Below are 15,077 nucleotides of genomic sequence, written 5' to 3'. Positions count from 1 at the left end.
AATCGATCGAGGACTTAACCACATGTTGAATGATGTCATACCTGTTATCTAGTTTTGAGAGAATAAGTTTTTTTCGAAAAACACTTGATTTTCTCAAGGATACATAGTATAATGTTAAATGTCACTGAATTTGTTTGGTGGCGATAGCGAAGAGGTCACACCCGTTCCCATACCGAACACGGAAGTTAAGCTCTTCAGCGCCGATGGTAGTCGGGGGTTTCCCCCTGTGAGAGTAGGACGCCGCCAAGCAGACTTCATTCCGCAGTAGCTCAGTGGTAGAGCTATCGGCTGTTAACCGATCGGTCGTAGGTTCGAATCCTACCTGCGGAGCCATTATTGGAGAGCTGTCCGAGTGGTCGAAGGAGCACGATTGGAAATCGTGTAGGCGGTCAACTCCGTCTCAAGGGTTCGAATCCCTTGCTCTCCGCCACTGATACTTATACATAATTACAATTAAAAGTCTGGGCCCGTTGGTCAAGCGGTTAAGACACCGCCCTTTCACGGCGGTAACACGGGTTCGAATCCCGTACGGGTCATTATATGATGGAGGATTAGCTCAGCTGGGAGAGCATCTGCCTTACAAGCAGAGGGTCGGCGGTTCGAGCCCGTCATCCTCCACCATTATCATCGCGGGGTGGAGCAGTTCGGTAGCTCGTCGGGCTCATAACCCGAAGGTCGCAGGTTCAAATCCTGCCCCCGCAACCAAATTATATCTATGAAATAAGGAGTGCCCGAAGGGTGCAACCAAAAAAACATATACAAATGGTCCGGTAGTTCAGTTGGTTAGAATGCCTGCCTGTCACGCAGGAGGTCGCGGGTTCGAGTCCCGTCCGGACCGCCATTTAAATAATAAGGCTCGGTAGCTCAGTTGGTAGAGCAACGGACTGAAAATCCGTGTGTCGGCGGTTCGATTCCGTCCCGAGCCACCACTTATGCCGGTGTAGCTCAATTGGTAGAGCAACTGACTTGTAATCAGTAGGTTGGGGGTTCAAGTCCTCTTGCCGGCACTGTTTTTCAAAAACAATGTGGAGGGGTAGCGAAGTGGCTAAACGCGGCGGACTGTAAATCCGCTCCCTCAGGGTTCGGCAGTTCGAATCTGCCCCCCTCCACCATTTATAGGGGCATAGTTTAACGGTAGAACAGAGGTCTCCAAAACCTCCGGTGTGGGTTCGATTCCTACTGCCCCTGCCAAATTTATGACATCTTGAGATTATGGCGGTTGTGGCGAAGTGGTTAACGCACCAGATTGTGGCTCTGGCACTCGTGGGTTCGATTCCCATCAATCGCCCCATATTATCATTGGGCTATAGCCAAGCGGTAAGGCAACGGACTTTGACTCCGTCATGCGTTGGTTCGAATCCAGCTAGCCCAGTCTCATTTTTTATATCAACTGCATATTATGTATTAAGTTCCTTAAGATGCGGAAGTAGTTCAGTGGTAGAACACCACCTTGCCAAGGTGGGGGTCGCGGGTTCGAATCCCGTCTTCCGCTCCAATTATGGCGGCATAGCCAAGTGGTAAGGCAGAGGTCTGCAAAACCTTTATCCCCGGTTCGAATCCGGGTGTCGCCTTCTTATTGCCGGGGTGGTGGAATTGGCAGACACACAGGACTTAAAATCCTGCGGTAGGTGACTACCGTGCCGGTTCAAGTCCGGCCCTCGGCACCAATTTTACTTACATGATAAGTTGAAATTGGTGTTTGCGTTTTGTCATTATAACTAATCACATTAATGATCTACTGAAGTAGATCATTTTTTTATTGCTTAGATTTATCATAACTGGCTAAGTTATGACACATTGATGATAAAGAACTTTCTAACACTCTTTAATTTATGTTTCCAAAAAAAACTTTTTTGAAATACGTTGACATATTACAAGAACCATGATATATTTATAGACGTCGGTTAGATACGACGAAAAACTTGCCGGTGTGGCGGAATTGGCAGACGCGCACGACTCAAAATCGTGTTCCTTCTGGAGTGTCGGTTCGACCCCGACCACCGGTATACTGAAAACTCGTTTTATATAAACGAGTTTTTTTATTTTATCAAAGAAAAAGAGCCCATTCTAGTTGAGGCTCTTTTTTTCACTTACTCAGCGTATTGGTCTATGATCTCTCCTAGCACCTCTTCAAGCTCTTCTGTATCTTCAAGCTCTGATTGGCTGAAGCGGACTCGTACGAGCTGTTCTCCGTCATTATACATCTCTTCCAGCCATCCTCGCAGTCCTCTTGCCCTGCGGTCGACTTCGAAAATGATTTCCAAACCGTCTTCGTCTAAAAGGAAAATGAGCTCTAATTCATCAAGCATCTGACGATAATATCCGGAAGTCGGAACGAACTCGAATTCTTGAACGAACGGTAGGCGGCGCCGGAAGTAAGGCGCTTGTTCACAGTCTGCTTCGTTAAGGCGGAAGCCTAGGTTTTCGATTGCTTCCAGCACACTTTCCATCCAAGGATGTGCTTCAACGAAAATGCGGTCATGGTCGGATTTATCGATACCGCCTTGGATATCAAGGTCTGTCACCACGGCGACCTCTACTTTCCCTACAGTGATCGGTGTATCAAGAGGGAGGGTGAATGAGAACGGAAATTGATGCTCTTCTCCAGGCTGGATGGTGAATGAACCAGTGACCCGGAAAGAATGGATTGTAGCGTATTTCCGGTGCTCTTCATCATCTTTTACAATGACGTACCGTGTATTAAGCTGTAAATCAATATAGCGGATGTCCTGAGAGATTTTCCCGCCTTTGACATGGACAGTTCCTCTTACTTCTTCTCCTGGATAGTATGCGTCTTTCTCTAAAATTGTATCTACTTTTGCGGCACCGATTCCTGCACTTGCCGCAAGCTTTTTAAAAAATGACATGTTAGATCTTCCCCTTTTTCTTTTTCTCAGCAGATATACGTAAGAAGGAGGAAAAAAGATTCATTTGATTCATACTTTTTTCCTATTATTTGTCCGCTTTCGGACAGACTAAGAATAATATGGAAAGCAAAGGAGCGGATTGAATTGGATAAAGAACGTATGGTTGCTGATGAATTACACAGAATGTTTTTGGCCGGTGAGCTGCAAATTACGGTAGAGGAGGATATAAACAATATTTCTGAAAGACTGAGAAACGGCGATCTCAATTTAGAGCGATTAAGCGGTGAAGACGCGTTTATAAAAGAAACGGTAAATGAGGCTTTAAGAAGAGTGGAGCAATAAAATAAAGAGACGGTGTCTCAAGACATCGTCTTTTTTGTATGACTTTGTTCCAGTTCTCTGCAAGATAAAAGCGAATCGATTTGAAATTGTTTATCCAGGAGCCACCCTTTTTCCAAGAGGAATTCTGACAGTTCATCATGCAGATGGGCAGCTGCATCTAATTGATCATGCAACGCTGTTCTAAGGCCGGGGTTTGCGGTTTCTTTTATTGCGGCAGTATACTTTTTAATGCTGGTTTTGATTGTTGTTAAGCAATCAAGAACTGTTACAGGTAAGATCTGGCCTGAGAAATCGTTCAATGGCTTCATCTCCTATTAATGTCAGGTTTATTTTTTAGATTCCCCTGTTCAGAAAGGATTTACCCTGCATTTATACAAAATGCTATAATGAACAACAAATGTTTCCAGGGGGTGGGATGATGAGACAGATTATTGCGATGGGCGGCGGAGGGTTTTCGATGGAGCCGGACCATTTGTCACTCGATCAATATATCATCAATCAATCAGAGCGGAAGTCGCCTCGTATTTGTTTTTTGCCGACGGCGAGCGGTGATTCTCAAAATTATGTGCAGCGGTTTTATACTGCATTTCAATCACTGGATTGTGTGCCGTCTCATTTGTCATTGTTTAAGCCGCCGTCAACAGATTTAATTTCTTTTCTTATGGAAAAGGACGTGATTTATGTCGGCGGGGGAAATACGCGGAATATGCTTGTGTTGTGGAAGGAGTGGGGGCTGGATCTCATCCTCAGAGAAGCATGGAAGAACGATGTCATTTTAGCTGGAGTAAGTGCCGGTGCGATCTGCTGGTTTGAAGAAGGTGTGACGGATTCCGCCGGGCCGCTGACCAGTATGAAAAGTTTAGGGTTTTTGCAAGGGAGCTTTTGTCCTCACTATGACGGTGAAAAGGATCGAAGACCGATATACCACCAGCTGATAGCTAACGGGTTTTTGTGCGATGGCTATGCGGCGGACGATGGAGCAGCTCTTCATTTCATAGGTGATCAGCTGTTTCAGGCAGTGAGTTCAAGACCGGTTGCAAAGGCATATCGGGTGATGATGGGTGAACATGAAATCATGGAAACCCCGCTGCCGGTCAAATATTTGGGTTGAATTAGCTGAATATTTTATAAATTCCTCTTTTTATTCGAATGCTTTTATGTTAAGATGAGTCCGAAATCAATAGTTACTGGGGGTGCCCGCTTTCGGGCTGAGAGAGAAGGTAAGCTTCTTAACCCTTTGGACCTGATCTGGTTCGTACCAGCGTGGGGAAGTAGAGGAATTGCTTTTATTATTGTCGTGCTGGGCAATAATATGTTACTTTCTGACTGTAACCGGGTTCATTCATTTGAATCCGGTTTTTTGTGCTGGTTATGGGCTTGATTTTGTCCTTTCAAACGAAGAGAGGGGAAGGATAAGTATGCAAAACAATTCAGTGCAGCAAGCCAATATTTCCATTATGTCGAGTTTTTCGGGGAGCAAGAAAGTATATGTGGGTTCAACTTCGGACATCCAAGTACCGATGAGGGAGATCGAATTGAGTCCGACGACAGGATCGTTCGGTGAAGAGAAAAACGCGCCTGTGCGTGTCTATGATACAAGCGGGCCGTACACGGATCCTGATGTGACGATTAATATTGAAGAAGGATTAAAGCCGCTCCGGCAAAAGTGGATCAATGAGCGCGGCGATGTTGAAGAATATGAAGGCCGAGCTATAAAACCAGAAGATAACGGTTATAAAAAGGCAAATCCAAATATAAGCTATCCAGGGCTGCAGCGGAAGCCGCTGCGGGCGAAAGAGGGCCAAAATGTCACTCAAATGCACTATGCCAGAAAAGGCATCATTACGCCTGAGATGGAGTTTATCGCAATACGTGAGCATGTGTCTCCCGAATTTGTAAGAGACGAGGTAGCCAGCGGCCGGGCGATCATTCCTTCAAATATTAATCATCCTGAAAGTGAACCGATGATTATCGGCCGGAATTTTCATGTGAAGATTAATGCGAATATCGGGAATTCAGCAGTTACGTCATCTATCGAAGAAGAAGTAGAAAAAATGACGTGGGCCATCCGCTGGGGAGCGGATACGATGATGGATCTTTCTACCGGAAAAGACATTCATACGACGCGTGAATGGATTATCCGCAATTGCCCTGTGCCTGTGGGAACGGTTCCGATTTATCAGGCGCTTGAAAAAGTAAACGGCGTAGCGGAGGATTTAACGTGGGAGATTTATCGCGATACGCTGATTGAGCAGGCAGAGCAGGGAGTGGATTATTTTACGATTCACGCGGGTGTTTTGCTGCGGTACGTGCCATTAACCGCCAAACGGACAACGGGAATCGTGTCACGCGGAGGAGCGATTATGGCTCAGTGGTGTCTGGCCCATCATCAGGAAAGCTTTTTATACACTCATTTTGAAGAAATCTGTGAAATCATGAAAACGTATGATATTGCTTTCTCTCTTGGGGATGGTCTTCGCCCCGGATCAATCGCAGATGCTAACGACGAGGCGCAGTTTGCTGAATTAGAGACTCTTGGAGAACTGACGCAAATTGCCTGGAAGCATGATGTTCAGGTGATGATTGAGGGTCCTGGACATGTTCCGATGCATAAAATCAAAGAGAACGTCGATAAACAAATGGACATTTGCAAAGAAGCGCCTTTTTACACATTGGGACCGCTGACGACAGATATTGCGCCGGGATATGACCATATTACTTCAGCGATCGGAGCGGCGATGATCGGCTGGTATGGGACAGCGATGCTTTGTTATGTAACGCCGAAGGAGCATTTGGGGCTGCCAAACCGTGATGATGTTCGTGAAGGAGTCATTACATATAAAATTGCTGCGCACGCTGCGGACCTTGCAAAAGGGCATCCCGGAGCGCAAATCCGAGATGATGCGTTATCAAAAGCCCGCTTTGAATTCCGCTGGCGGGACCAGTTTCATTTATCTCTTGATCCGGAAAGAGCGCTTGAATATCATGATGAAACCCTCCCGGCAGAAGGAGCTAAAACCGCTCACTTCTGTTCCATGTGCGGACCGAAGTTCTGCAGCATGAGAATTTCTCAGGATATTCGGGATTATGCGAAGGCTAAAAAGCTGAGTGACTCGGATGCGATCCAAGAGGGGATGAAAGAAAAAGCCGAAGAATTTGTGAATCAAGGCAGCCGGCTGTATACATAATAGATTGACAGGCGAAATGGATTGCGTTTTAATAGATCTAATCTACATTTCCAGCATATGCCGATCGGGACACCGAAGGCCCTTATCTTTTAGATAAGGGCCTTTTTTGTATGAAAAAGGAGGGAACAGTGATGGGAATCAAAAAAGAGAAGGGGAGAAAACGATTCAAGAAGCGAAAAACATACGGAAATCAGATTTTGCCGCTGGAGCTTCTGATCGAAAAAAACAAACGAGAGATTATGAACAGTGCGGAGCTCATGGAGGAAATTTATATGAAGATTGATGAGAAGCATACGGCAGTGCGTAACAAATATAAAAAAACCCGCTAATGACAGCGGGTTTTTGCATCTCTATTAAGCATCTTTTTTAATCGGCAATCCAAGGCCTTCAGCCACGCGTTTTCCGTATTCGGGGTCCGCTTTGTAGAAGTGCTCGATTTGGCGAAGTTTGATTTCTTCTTTTTCTACAGGCTTCATAGCGTTCACGATATTTTCAACAAGGCGGGCGCGCTCATCTTCGCTCATTAAACGATAGAGATCGCCGGCTTGTGTGTAGTGATCATTGTGATCGTAGCTTACGCTGTCAGCGATTCCTTGTACTGGATATGCTGCTTGTTTATCCTCAGGTGACTCTTTCGGACCGCCGAAGCTGTTAGGCTCGTAATAAACTGATCCGCCGCCATTGTTGTCAAAGCGCATTTGTCCGTCACGCTGATAGTTGTTCACTTCGTTGCGTGCGCGGTTGATTGGCAGCGCTTGGTGGTTTGCGCCGACACGATAGCGGTGTGCATCATGATAAGCAAACAGCCGGCCTTGCAGCATTTTATCCGGAGAAACATCAATACCGGGCACGAGTGTTCCAGGTGAGAATGTCGCTTGTTCTACTTCTGCAAAGTAGTTTTCTGGATTTCTGTCTAGAACCATGCGTCCGACTTCGATTAACGGATAGTCTTTTTGGGACCACACTTTTGTGACATCAAACGGATCGAAGCGATACGTATTTGCATCTTCTAAAGGCATGATTTGCACATATAGTTTCCATGCAGGGAAGTCACCGTTTTCGATTGCGTTGAAAAGGTCTTCTGTATGGTAATCGGGGTTTTCACCGGCGATTTTTGCCGCCGTATTGACATCAAGGTTTTTCACGCCTTGTTCTGTTTTAAAGTGATATTTAATCCAGACGCCTTCGCCTTCAGCATTTGTCCATTTGAATGTATGGCTTCCGAAGCCGTGCATGTGGCGAAGTGTCGCAGGAATTCCGCGGTCAGACATCAAAATTGTCACTTGGTGCAGTGATTCTGGTGAAAGGGACCAGAAATCCCATACAGCTGTAGGGTTTTTCAAGTGTGTTTTTGGATCTCTTTTTTGTGTATGGATGAAATCAGGGAACTTAATCGCATCGCGGATGAAGAATACCGGTGTATTGTTCCCGACGATGTCGTAGTTTCCTTCTTCAGTATAAAATTTAACAGAAAATCCGCGCGGATCGCGAACTGTGTCAGCCGAGCCAAGTTCACCGGCAACTGTTGAGAAACGGACGAACAACGGTGTGCGTTTGCCGACTTCAGATAGGAAAGCGGCTTTCGTGTATTTTGTTATATCGTTTGTCACTTCAAAATATCCGTGAGCGCCTGCGCCTTTGGCGTGAACAACACGTTCTGGAACACGTTCTCGATTGAAATGGGCTAATTTTTCAAGTAAGTGTACATCTTGAATTAAAGTGGGTCCGCGAGAACCGGCAGTCATCGAATTTTGATTATCTCCAACCGGAGCACCCCAGCTAGTTGTCAGTTTATTTGAACTCATGTGATCACCTCTTGGAATTTATAAAAATATAATATCATCTCTAATTAAAAAGTCAATATTATTTTATAATTATTATAAAATAGTTATCTCTATTAAGCGATATATAGTATTGAAAATGTTGATAAATCCTTGTTATATCAGCTTACGATGAAGGATAAAGTTTTTTGGAGACATGATTTTTTCTTCTCTATTTGCGAAATAAGAAGAGTAAGTGATAAACAAGGATACAAAAAAACTTGCTGAAAAAAGAGTTGACATATCGGAATAATTTGAATTAACATGATATTCAAACAAAAAACAAATGGGCAGCTGATCGGACCGCCGAAGGCTCTCATCTCTACAAGAACAGAGATGGGGGCCTTTTTGTTTTTTAGAAGGCGGGTTGGCAGAAAGAGAGGGATAAAAGTGGCTGTAACCATCAGTATCAAAGAAAAGGCATTTGATCAAGAGGGCCGCAAAACAACGGTCTTAGAGAACATTCAATTATCAATCGCACCAGGTGAATTTCTAACAGTCATTGGACCGAGCGGGTGCGGGAAAAGCACGCTGTTAAAGATTATTGCAGGGCTTGATTCTGATTATGACGGGAGTATTGAGATTAACGGACGAAGCGTAACAGCTCCGGGTATTCGGCAAGGATTTATTTTTCAGGAGCACCGCCTCTTTCCATGGCTGACGGTAGAGCAAAATATTGCCGCCGATTTGAACTTGAAAGATCCAAAAGTCAAACAGAAGGTGGACGAATTGATCGGGATTGTCAGATTAAAAGGGTCGGAGAAAGCATACCCTCGAGAGCTGTCAGGCGGTATGTCACAAAGAGTCGCTATCGCACGGGCCCTTCTGCGGGAGCCTGAGGTGCTGCTTTTAGATGAACCATTTGGCGCGCTCGACGCTTTTACAAGAAAACACTTGCAAGACGTGCTGCTGGATATATGGCGGAGGAAAAAAACAACGATGATTCTCGTCACTCATGATATAGATGAATCTGTTTATTTAGGAAATGAGCTCGCAATTCTTAAAGCAAAGCCAGGAAACATCCATAAGCTGATACCCATCCATTTGGCGTATCCGCGAAACAGAACGACTCCGGATTTCCAAGCGATCAGACAGAAAGTGCTGTCGGAATTCGAGAAAACAGAAGATTTGGAGTACGCTGAAGGATCAGGGATATAGAAAGGGCGGAAGCAGAAATGAAAAAAGGACTTATTGTATTGATTACTGCTTTATTTCTGCTGGCAGGCTGCGGAGCAAATGGAGCCAGCGGTGATCACAAACCATTGAAAGAAATTCGAATCGGTATTCAGCAAAGCTTGAGCCCGCTTTTGATTGCGAAAGAAAAAGGCTGGTTTGAGGATGCATTTGAAAAAGACGGCATCAAAGTGAAATGGGTGGAGTTTCAAAGTGGTCCGCCCCAATTTGAAGGCCTTGCGGCAGACAAACTTGATTTTTCTCAAGTCGGCAATTCGCCTGTGATCGCAGGTCAGGCGGCAGGCATTGATTTTAAAGAAATTGGTTTATCTCAGGATGGGTTGAAAGCGAATGGCATCCTTGTGAATCAAAACAGCGGCATTCAGGACGTTAAGGACTTAAAGGGAAAGAAAATCGCAGTCGCCAAAGGCAGCAGCGGTTTTGATTTTCTATATAAAGCGCTTGATCAAATGGGGTTGTCAGCTCATGATGTGACGATCATTCAGCTTCAGCCCGATGAAGCGGCTTCTGCGTTTGAAAATGGATCTGTTGATGCCTGGTCCATTTGGGAGCCGTACTTGTCTTTAGAAACAATGAAACACGGAGCAAAGATCCTTGTGAACGGAGAAAGCACAGATTTATATTCACCGGGCTTTACTTTAGTAAGAACAAAGTTTTCTGAAGAGCATCCAGACGAAGTGGTCCGTTTTCTAAAGGTGTTTAATAAAGCCGTTGTATGGCAAAAGGAACATCCGGATGAAGCAGCAGACTTGTATGCAGACATTAAAGATCTCGATAAAAAGGTCGTTGAAAATGTGCTGAAAAATACTGAGCCTCTAAATGAGGTCATTAGTGACGACATTGTGAAAGCACAGCAGGAGACAGCGGATTTTCAATATCAAGCGAAGGCGATAGACAAGAAGATCAATGTGAAAGAGGTTGTGGATAACTCATTTATTAAAAAAGCGTTAAAGGAAAGTTCCGCAGGAGGTGATCAATGATGAAAGCAGAGGCTGCAGGCTCGCTGCCGAAAACGGATGTGAAGGCGAAGCAAAAAAAGCCCCAAAGGATGACATTTGGCTGGATGAAGGGACTTTTGCTGCCCGCTGTCATTATTGCCATCTGGCAGATCATCGGCAGCCTTGGGGTGGTGTCAGCTACAGTGCTGCCCACGCCCATTGCGATCGTCCTGACGTTTAAAGAGCTTATTTTGTCTGGTGAGCTGTTCGGGCATCTGCAAATCAGCATTTACCGGGCGGCGCTTGGATTTTTGCTTGGTGCTGGGCTCGGCTTGGTCATCGGGATTTTGGCCGGATTCTCCAAACGGACGGAGCTGTACCTTGATCCGTCATTGCAAATGCTTAGAACCGTACCTCATCTGGCGGTCACACCGCTGTTTATTTTATGGTTCGGATTTGACGAAGTAGCTAAAATTTTGCTGATTGCGCTCGGCGCCTTCTTTCCTGTCTATATCAATACGTTTAACGGCATCCGCGGCGTAGACGCAAAACTGTTCGAGGTCGCCCGGGTGCTTGAATTTAAATGGCATCAGCAGATTTCCAAAGTGATTCTGCCGGCAGCCCTGCCAAATATCTTGCTTGGCATTCGCTTATCGCTCGGTATTGCATGGCTCGGGCTTGTTGTAGCAGAGCTGATGGGCTCAAGCTCAGGAGTCGGCTATATGATTATGGATGCGAGACAGTTTTCACAAACGAACAAAGTCTTTGCCGGGATTATCATTTTTGCAGTGGTTGGCAAGCTGACAGATTCCTTTGTCAGGCTGCTTGAACGAAAGCTTTTAAAGTGGAGAAACAGTTACGAAGGTTAACATAAAGGGGAGATGGATATGGAAATTCTCTGGTTTATACCAACTCATGGAGACACGAGATATTTAGGATCTGAAAGCGGTGGACGGACTGCGGATCATCTTTACTTTAAACAAGTCGCACAGGCAGCTGACAGGCTGGGGTATACTGGTGTTCTTCTGCCGACGGGAAGATCGTGCGAGGACCCGTGGCTTACAGCATCGGCGCTGGCAGGAGAAACAAAGGACTTAAAGTTTTTAGTCGCGGTAAGGCCCGGTTTAATGCAGCCTTCTCTGGCAGCCAGAATGACCTCCACCTTAGACCGCATTTCAGACGGCCGTCTGCTGATCAATGTTGTGGCAGGAGGCGACCCTTACGAGCTGGCAGGTGACGGTCTGTTTATCAGTCATGACGAACGCTATGAAGCGACAGACGAATTTTTAACTGTTTGGCGGGGACTTTTACAGGGAGAAACGGTTACCTATGAAGGAAAGCATATAAAAGTGGAAAACAGCAATCTGCTTTTCCCGCCGCAGCAAGCGCCGCATCCGCCTATCTATTTCGGAGGATCGTCACAGGCGGGTATTGAGGCAGCCGCTAAGCATACAGACGTGTACTTGACGTGGGGCGAGCCGCCAAAACAAGTAAAAGAAAAAATTGAGAGAGTCAAAAAGCAAGCGGAAAAAGAGGGGAGAGCGGTTCGCTTCGGCATCAGGCTGCATGTCATTGTCCGTGAAACCGAACAGGAGGCTTGGGAAGCAGCTGAACGCTTAATCCGCCATTTAGATGATGACACCATTGCCAAAGCGCAGGCGGCTTTGAGCCGTTATGATTCTTCAGGCCAGCAGCGGATGGCTGTTCTTCATCAAGGCGATCGGACAAAGCTTGAAATCAGCCCGAATCTTTGGGCGGGGATCGGCCTTGTCAGAGGCGGGGCAGGAACAGCTCTTGTCGGTGATCCGCAGACGATTGCCGATCGGATAGCGGAATACCAGTCACTCGGCATAGAATCGTTTATTTTCTCCGGCTATCCGCATTTAGAAGAAGCGTATTATTTTGCGGAGCTTGTGTTTCCGCTGTTGCCATTTGAAAATGAGCGGACGAGAAAGCTTCAGAACAAAAGGGGAGAAGCGGTCGGGAACTCTTATTTTGTCAAAGAGAAAAATGCGTCAGTTTAAGCAAATACAGCCCCTGAACATGATATGATACTCAAAAAAGGGGCTGTTTTTTCTGAAATTATTCATAAGCGCCGCAGCTATTTGCCTGATAGCCATGCTGTCAGCATGCGGACAATCAAAGCAGATGGAAATCAAAGCGGCGGACATATCAGATCTTGAAAAAAACAGAATGGGTATTGCAGCTTCACATGCATTCACTGCCGAAACCGTCAATATCGGTGAAGGCATTTCTTCAGCTGACATGTATATCGAACATTATCAAAAGGGAAAACTTGTTGAGCGGCTTGGACCGGTTCGTGCAGATTATTCAGAGAAGAAACCCGATACTATACAATTTGTTTATTTTGAGAATGAAGAGGGAGAAGGAAAGAATAAACATACCACCATACGTTTTGGCATTGTGGATAAACAAGGAAATATAGCGGCTGATTCATCAGTGAAACGTGACGAGAGCGCAACACAGGAAATGACTCAGAATATTTCATCAGCGGAATCAATTGCTTTCGAAAAACCTGTATTGATCGGCAGTAGTATAAAAGGGACTGATGAGCGATTACGTACGTCTGAACATAAAAAAGAGCTCATTAAGCATCAAGATGCGTTGCTGTATTATGTGGAATTGCATCAGTAGAAACGGGCGGCTTAAGGCAGCCGTCTGTTTTTCTAAGCGCTATGCTTGCCTTTTTGAATGGTGCATGATACATTTTAAACCGTAATCATTTCGATTTAAAGAAGGGGGCTATGTCTTGGCTAAAACATCTAAAGTGGCAAAAGAGTCAAAACGCCAGCAGCTCGTTGAACAATACGCTGCAATGAGACGTGAATTAAAGGAAAAAGGAGATTACGAGGCACTCAGCAAGCTGCCGAGAGATTCAGCACCGGGAAGACTCCACAATCGCTGCATGGTAACGGGGCGCCCGAGAGGATATATGAGGAAGTTTAACATGTCCAGAATCGCTTTCAGGGAGCTGGCCCATAAAGGCCAGATTCCCGGTGTGAAAAAAGCGAGCTGGTAAGAAAAAAACTCCGGCCGCTTACAGCGCGCCGGAGTTTTTTTCGTTTTTCTTGAAAGAGATGACGTAGGATAGGTGCTGGATGATCATGATGATAAACACAATAATAATAGGGAAAAACGGGATCCGTGCTTGGAAAAGCGGATAAAAAATGAGAAGAAGCGCTGCGGCAGGCAGCGAGAAGTAGACGGCGATATATGACGCGCGGCATGCTTTTGCCGTCATCATCTTCTCTCTCTCGTCCTGCTCTTCAAATTCATCAGGCAGTAGAAGCTGTTTGGCAGCAGGGCGGCTTTTCTTCTGTAAGTGCAAATAAACCGCAGACGCCGCAACAAACAAAATAAAGGGGGTGAGGTTTAATTCAAACGCCATCTCGCCGCTTTTTGTGCGGAAAAAGGATGCAATGCCTTCTGAAGCTTCAAAGTATGCAATCAGCGTCCAGCATGCAAGGCCAAATAATACAAGTTGAAAAGCTGCTTTTGTTTTCATGCTCATCTTAGTTTTCCTCCTCTAACCAAAAGACTTCCTCCATTTTCATGGAGAAGGCTTTGCAGATTTTCAGTGCTAACAGCAGTGAGGGAACATAGTCGCCTTTTTCAATTGCAGCCACCGTTTGTCTTGTGACGCCGACTTTTTCTCCGAGTTTTTCTTGAGAATAGCCCAAGCGTGCCCTCAGCTCTTTTACTTTATTTTTCATCATGACGTCTGTCCCTTTCACTATCTCATTTGATTACATTGTATAGTATACTTAACATTATGTAAATGAAGCTTAACAAATTTACGAAAAGACAACATTTTTTCGACAAAATTTTCACATTCCCTTGACGAAAAATTAATAAACGTGTAATATTAGACAAGTCAGAACGGTACTGTTTCTGACAATCGCAATGCGGGTGTAGTTTAGTGGTAAAACCTCAGCCTTCCAAGCTGATGTCGTGAGTTCGATTCTCATCACCCGCTCCATACATACGTTATTAACGCAGTGTTTCGTTTCTCAGATAAACGAAGTATTGCGTTTTTTTATGTAAAAAAGAACACGTCATTCGTGTTCTTTTACGTAAGCCAATGTACTGTATGGGTACCGCCGTGAATTTGTTCAAACATTTTCGTTAATGATGATAAGAGTTTAACAGCGCTGTTTTTTTCAATGGATGGCGGGAAAAAGATGATTTGGAGCATGTTTCTGGTCTCGTTTGAAACGGGATAGCGATTGACGCTGTTTTTAAAATCGCCAAATACGCCGTTTTCATCAGAGAAAATCAGTATGTTTTCTTTTTCTCCCAATGAGATGCGGACTGGCTCATGGAGCTTGCCGGCATCATAAATCATAATGGGCAAAGAATATTTTAATGCGAAAAAATCAATGGTATCATGGGCTGAATCCTTACTTTCCATGAATTGTTCGTTGGATATCGGGATCAGCATGTCCTCCATTGGGGTTGTTTCTTCCTCAAATGAAGGGTTAAGCTGTTTAAAGAGTTCCCTCCATTCTTTGACGAAGGGTTCATTGGATATTCCGCCGTCCGCATAGTCGAAAAACAGGGATTCCTGAAATAGGCGAAGCCTGCCTTTCAGCATTTGCGGAGAGGAGCCGACTTCGATATTCTCATACACAACGGCCGCCGCAAGCAAGCCGTCCGCACGGTCAGTAATAACAGAATCAAGTTTGATATTCACCAGCATTCACTCCA

The 15,077-nt window shown here is 45.2% G+C and carries 16 protein-coding genes, 17 tRNA genes, 1 rRNA gene and 1 riboswitch; of the genes, 28 read left to right on the top strand and 6 right to left on the bottom strand.

The genetic code is table 11. The features are described from left to right. The first annotated feature begins 133 nt into the window (after positions 1 to 133). The 17 genes from rrf (at position 134) to V756_RS0111385 (ending at position 2,006) form a co-directional block, all read left to right on the top strand. Positions 134 to 249: ribosomal RNA gene (gene rrf / locus V756_RS0111465) — 5S ribosomal RNA — on the top strand. A gap of 9 nt (positions 250 to 258) precedes the next feature. Then, a tRNA-Asn gene (locus V756_RS0111460) sits at positions 259 to 333 on the top strand. A 5-nt stretch (positions 334 to 338) separates the two neighbouring features. Next, positions 339 to 430 (top strand) — tRNA-Ser (locus tag V756_RS0111455). A 34-nt stretch (positions 431 to 464) separates the two neighbouring features. Continuing rightward, positions 465 to 536 (top strand) — tRNA-Glu (locus V756_RS0111450). 9 nt (positions 537 to 545) lie between these two features. After that, positions 546 to 621 (top strand) — tRNA-Val (locus V756_RS0111445). A gap of 7 nt (positions 622 to 628) precedes the next feature. After that, a tRNA-Met gene (locus tag V756_RS0111440) sits at positions 629 to 705 on the top strand. Between the two features lie 59 nt (positions 706 to 764). Then, a tRNA-Asp gene (locus V756_RS0111435) sits at positions 765 to 841 on the top strand. 12 nt (positions 842 to 853) lie between these two features. Continuing rightward, a tRNA-Phe gene (locus V756_RS0111430) sits at positions 854 to 929 on the top strand. Between the two features lie 5 nt (positions 930 to 934). After that, positions 935 to 1,007: transfer RNA gene (locus tag V756_RS0111425), tRNA-Thr, on the top strand. Positions 1,008 to 1,027: 20 nt separating this feature from the next. Next, positions 1,028 to 1,112 (top strand) — tRNA-Tyr (locus V756_RS0111420). 5 nt (positions 1,113 to 1,117) lie between these two features. Further along, a tRNA-Trp gene (locus tag V756_RS0111415) sits at positions 1,118 to 1,191 on the top strand. Positions 1,192 to 1,215: 24 nt separating this feature from the next. Then, positions 1,216 to 1,291: transfer RNA gene (locus tag V756_RS0111410), tRNA-His, on the top strand. 9 nt (positions 1,292 to 1,300) lie between these two features. Beyond that, positions 1,301 to 1,372 (top strand) — tRNA-Gln (locus tag V756_RS0111405). A 48-nt stretch (positions 1,373 to 1,420) separates the two neighbouring features. Further along, positions 1,421 to 1,495: transfer RNA gene (locus tag V756_RS0111400), tRNA-Gly, on the top strand. 5 nt (positions 1,496 to 1,500) lie between these two features. After that, positions 1,501 to 1,571 (top strand) — tRNA-Cys (locus V756_RS0111395). A 7-nt stretch (positions 1,572 to 1,578) separates the two neighbouring features. After that, positions 1,579 to 1,667 (top strand) — tRNA-Leu (locus tag V756_RS0111390). Positions 1,668 to 1,924: 257 nt separating this feature from the next. Beyond that, a tRNA-Leu gene (locus tag V756_RS0111385) sits at positions 1,925 to 2,006 on the top strand. Between the two features lie 84 nt (positions 2,007 to 2,090). On the opposite strand, the gene spo0M is transcribed toward V756_RS0111385, so the two are convergent. Then, on the bottom strand, positions 2,091 to 2,867 hold the full coding sequence (gene spo0M, locus V756_RS0111380) for a sporulation control protein Spo0M (protein WP_024714774.1): 777 nt from the start codon (positions 2,865 to 2,867) through the stop codon (positions 2,091 to 2,093). Positions 2,868 to 3,005: 138 nt separating this feature from the next. Between spo0M and V756_RS0111375 the strand changes: the two genes are divergently transcribed. Then, positions 3,006 to 3,209, top strand: coding sequence for a hypothetical protein (locus tag V756_RS0111375; RefSeq protein WP_024714773.1), 204 nt, complete (start codon positions 3,006 to 3,008; stop codon positions 3,207 to 3,209). Between the two features lie 17 nt (positions 3,210 to 3,226). On the opposite strand, the gene V756_RS0111370 is transcribed toward V756_RS0111375, so the two are convergent. Further along, entirely contained in the window at positions 3,227 to 3,508 is a 282-nt protein-coding gene (locus V756_RS0111370) for a spore coat protein (protein WP_024714772.1), read from the bottom strand. 119 nt (positions 3,509 to 3,627) lie between these two features. Between V756_RS0111370 and V756_RS0111365 the strand changes: the two genes are divergently transcribed. The 3 genes from V756_RS0111365 (at position 3,628) to V756_RS0111355 (ending at position 6,726) form a co-directional block, all read left to right on the top strand. Beyond that, complete coding sequence (locus V756_RS0111365; RefSeq protein WP_024714771.1) at positions 3,628 to 4,320, top strand: Type 1 glutamine amidotransferase-like domain-containing protein; 693 nt, start codon at positions 3,628 to 3,630, stop codon at positions 4,318 to 4,320. Positions 4,321 to 4,388: 68 nt separating this feature from the next. Continuing rightward, positions 4,389 to 4,496: riboswitch (TPP riboswitch) on the top strand. Positions 4,497 to 4,627: 131 nt separating this feature from the next. Continuing rightward, positions 4,628 to 6,397 (top strand): phosphomethylpyrimidine synthase ThiC, encoded by a 1,770-nt coding sequence (gene thiC, locus V756_RS0111360; RefSeq protein WP_024714770.1) that lies wholly within the window; start codon positions 4,628 to 4,630, stop codon positions 6,395 to 6,397. 131 nt (positions 6,398 to 6,528) lie between these two features. Beyond that, a complete protein-coding gene (locus V756_RS0111355) occupies positions 6,529 to 6,726 on the top strand; it encodes an FbpB family small basic protein (protein WP_024714769.1) in 198 nt (65 codons plus the stop codon). Between the two features lie 24 nt (positions 6,727 to 6,750). On the opposite strand, the gene katA is transcribed toward V756_RS0111355, so the two are convergent. Further along, positions 6,751 to 8,202: a catalase KatA gene (gene katA, locus V756_RS0111350; protein ID WP_024714768.1), complete on the bottom strand. Its 1,452-nt coding sequence runs from the start codon at positions 8,200 to 8,202 to the stop codon at positions 6,751 to 6,753. 405 nt (positions 8,203 to 8,607) lie between these two features. On the opposite strand from katA, the gene V756_RS0111345 reads away from it, so the two are divergent. From V756_RS0111345 to rpsN, 6 genes are all read left to right on the top strand, one after another. Beyond that, on the top strand, positions 8,608 to 9,375 hold the full coding sequence (locus tag V756_RS0111345) for an ABC transporter ATP-binding protein (RefSeq protein WP_024714767.1): 768 nt from the start codon (positions 8,608 to 8,610) through the stop codon (positions 9,373 to 9,375). A 17-nt stretch (positions 9,376 to 9,392) separates the two neighbouring features. Beyond that, the gene (locus tag V756_RS0111340) at positions 9,393 to 10,391 is read left to right on the top strand and encodes an aliphatic sulfonate ABC transporter substrate-binding protein (protein WP_024714766.1); all 999 of its coding nucleotides are present in this window, start codon (positions 9,393 to 9,395) and stop codon (positions 10,389 to 10,391) included. Beyond that, complete coding sequence (locus tag V756_RS0111335) at positions 10,388 to 11,218, top strand: ABC transporter permease (protein WP_081719845.1); 831 nt, start codon at positions 10,388 to 10,390, stop codon at positions 11,216 to 11,218. Before V756_RS0111340 ends, V756_RS0111335 begins: the two co-directional genes overlap by 4 nt. Before the next feature lie 18 nt (positions 11,219 to 11,236). Then, the gene (ssuD, locus tag V756_RS0111330) at positions 11,237 to 12,373 is read left to right on the top strand and encodes an FMNH2-dependent alkanesulfonate monooxygenase (protein ID WP_024714764.1); all 1,137 of its coding nucleotides are present in this window, start codon (positions 11,237 to 11,239) and stop codon (positions 12,371 to 12,373) included. A 94-nt stretch (positions 12,374 to 12,467) separates the two neighbouring features. Continuing rightward, complete coding sequence (locus V756_RS0111325; RefSeq protein WP_024714763.1) at positions 12,468 to 13,004, top strand: YgaN family protein; 537 nt, start codon at positions 12,468 to 12,470, stop codon at positions 13,002 to 13,004. A gap of 115 nt (positions 13,005 to 13,119) precedes the next feature. Next, on the top strand, positions 13,120 to 13,389 hold the full coding sequence (rpsN, locus tag V756_RS0111320; RefSeq protein ID WP_024714762.1) for a 30S ribosomal protein S14: 270 nt from the start codon (positions 13,120 to 13,122) through the stop codon (positions 13,387 to 13,389). A gap of 18 nt (positions 13,390 to 13,407) precedes the next feature. Here rpsN and V756_RS0111315 read toward each other — a convergent pair whose 3' ends face one another. Beyond that, positions 13,408 to 13,881, bottom strand: coding sequence for a hypothetical protein (locus V756_RS0111315; protein ID WP_024714761.1), 474 nt, complete (start codon positions 13,879 to 13,881; stop codon positions 13,408 to 13,410). Position 13,882: 1 nt separating this feature from the next. Next, positions 13,883 to 14,083: a helix-turn-helix transcriptional regulator gene (locus V756_RS0111310; RefSeq protein WP_024714760.1), complete on the bottom strand. Its 201-nt coding sequence runs from the start codon at positions 14,081 to 14,083 to the stop codon at positions 13,883 to 13,885. 192 nt (positions 14,084 to 14,275) lie between these two features. Between V756_RS0111310 and V756_RS0111305 the strand changes: the two genes are divergently transcribed. Next, positions 14,276 to 14,349: transfer RNA gene (locus V756_RS0111305), tRNA-Gly, on the top strand. Positions 14,350 to 14,439: 90 nt separating this feature from the next. On the opposite strand, the gene V756_RS0111300 is transcribed toward V756_RS0111305, so the two are convergent. Continuing rightward, positions 14,440 to 15,063, bottom strand: a complete 624-nt coding sequence (locus tag V756_RS0111300; RefSeq protein WP_024714759.1) for a B3/B4 domain-containing protein — start codon at positions 15,061 to 15,063, stop codon at positions 14,440 to 14,442. Positions 15,064 to 15,077 lie beyond the last annotated feature (14 nt).

Origin of the sequence: Bacillus tequilensis KCTC 13622 (genome assembly GCF_000507145.1) — a bacterium.
In the GTDB taxonomy this organism is placed as follows: Bacteria; Bacillota; Bacilli; order Bacillales; family Bacillaceae; genus Bacillus; species Bacillus tequilensis.
The sequence above is the reverse complement of the archived record's forward strand: the minus strand, read 5'-3'. Positions and strand labels throughout refer to the sequence as shown.

What these genes read in the sequence shown, in the direction of transcription:
- spo0M (WP_024714774.1), bottom strand. Translation starts at nt 2,867, where the DNA reads ATGTCATTTTTTAAAAAGCTTGCGGCAAGTGCAGGAATCGGTGCCGCA.
- V756_RS0111365 (WP_024714771.1), top strand. Translation starts at nt 3,628, where the DNA reads ATGAGACAGATTATTGCGATGGGCGGCGGAGGGTTTTCGATGGAGCCG.
- katA (WP_024714768.1), bottom strand. Translation starts at nt 8,202, where the DNA reads ATGAGTTCAAATAAACTGACAACTAGCTGGGGTGCTCCGGTTGGAGAT.
- ssuD (WP_024714764.1), top strand. Translation starts at nt 11,237, where the DNA reads ATGGAAATTCTCTGGTTTATACCAACTCATGGAGACACGAGATATTTA.
- thiC (WP_024714770.1), top strand. Translation starts at nt 4,628, where the DNA reads ATGCAAAACAATTCAGTGCAGCAAGCCAATATTTCCATTATGTCGAGT.
- V756_RS0111335 (WP_081719845.1), top strand. Translation starts at nt 10,388, where the DNA reads ATGATGAAAGCAGAGGCTGCAGGCTCGCTGCCGAAAACGGATGTGAAG.
- V756_RS0111355 (WP_024714769.1), top strand. Translation starts at nt 6,529, where the DNA reads ATGGGAATCAAAAAAGAGAAGGGGAGAAAACGATTCAAGAAGCGAAAA.
- V756_RS0111340 (WP_024714766.1), top strand. Translation starts at nt 9,393, where the DNA reads ATGAAAAAAGGACTTATTGTATTGATTACTGCTTTATTTCTGCTGGCA.
- V756_RS0111310 (WP_024714760.1), bottom strand. Translation starts at nt 14,083, where the DNA reads ATGAAAAATAAAGTAAAAGAGCTGAGGGCACGCTTGGGCTATTCTCAA.
- V756_RS0111325 (WP_024714763.1), top strand. Translation starts at nt 12,468, where the DNA reads ATGCTGTCAGCATGCGGACAATCAAAGCAGATGGAAATCAAAGCGGCG.
- V756_RS0111315 (WP_024714761.1), bottom strand. Translation starts at nt 13,881, where the DNA reads ATGAGCATGAAAACAAAAGCAGCTTTTCAACTTGTATTATTTGGCCTT.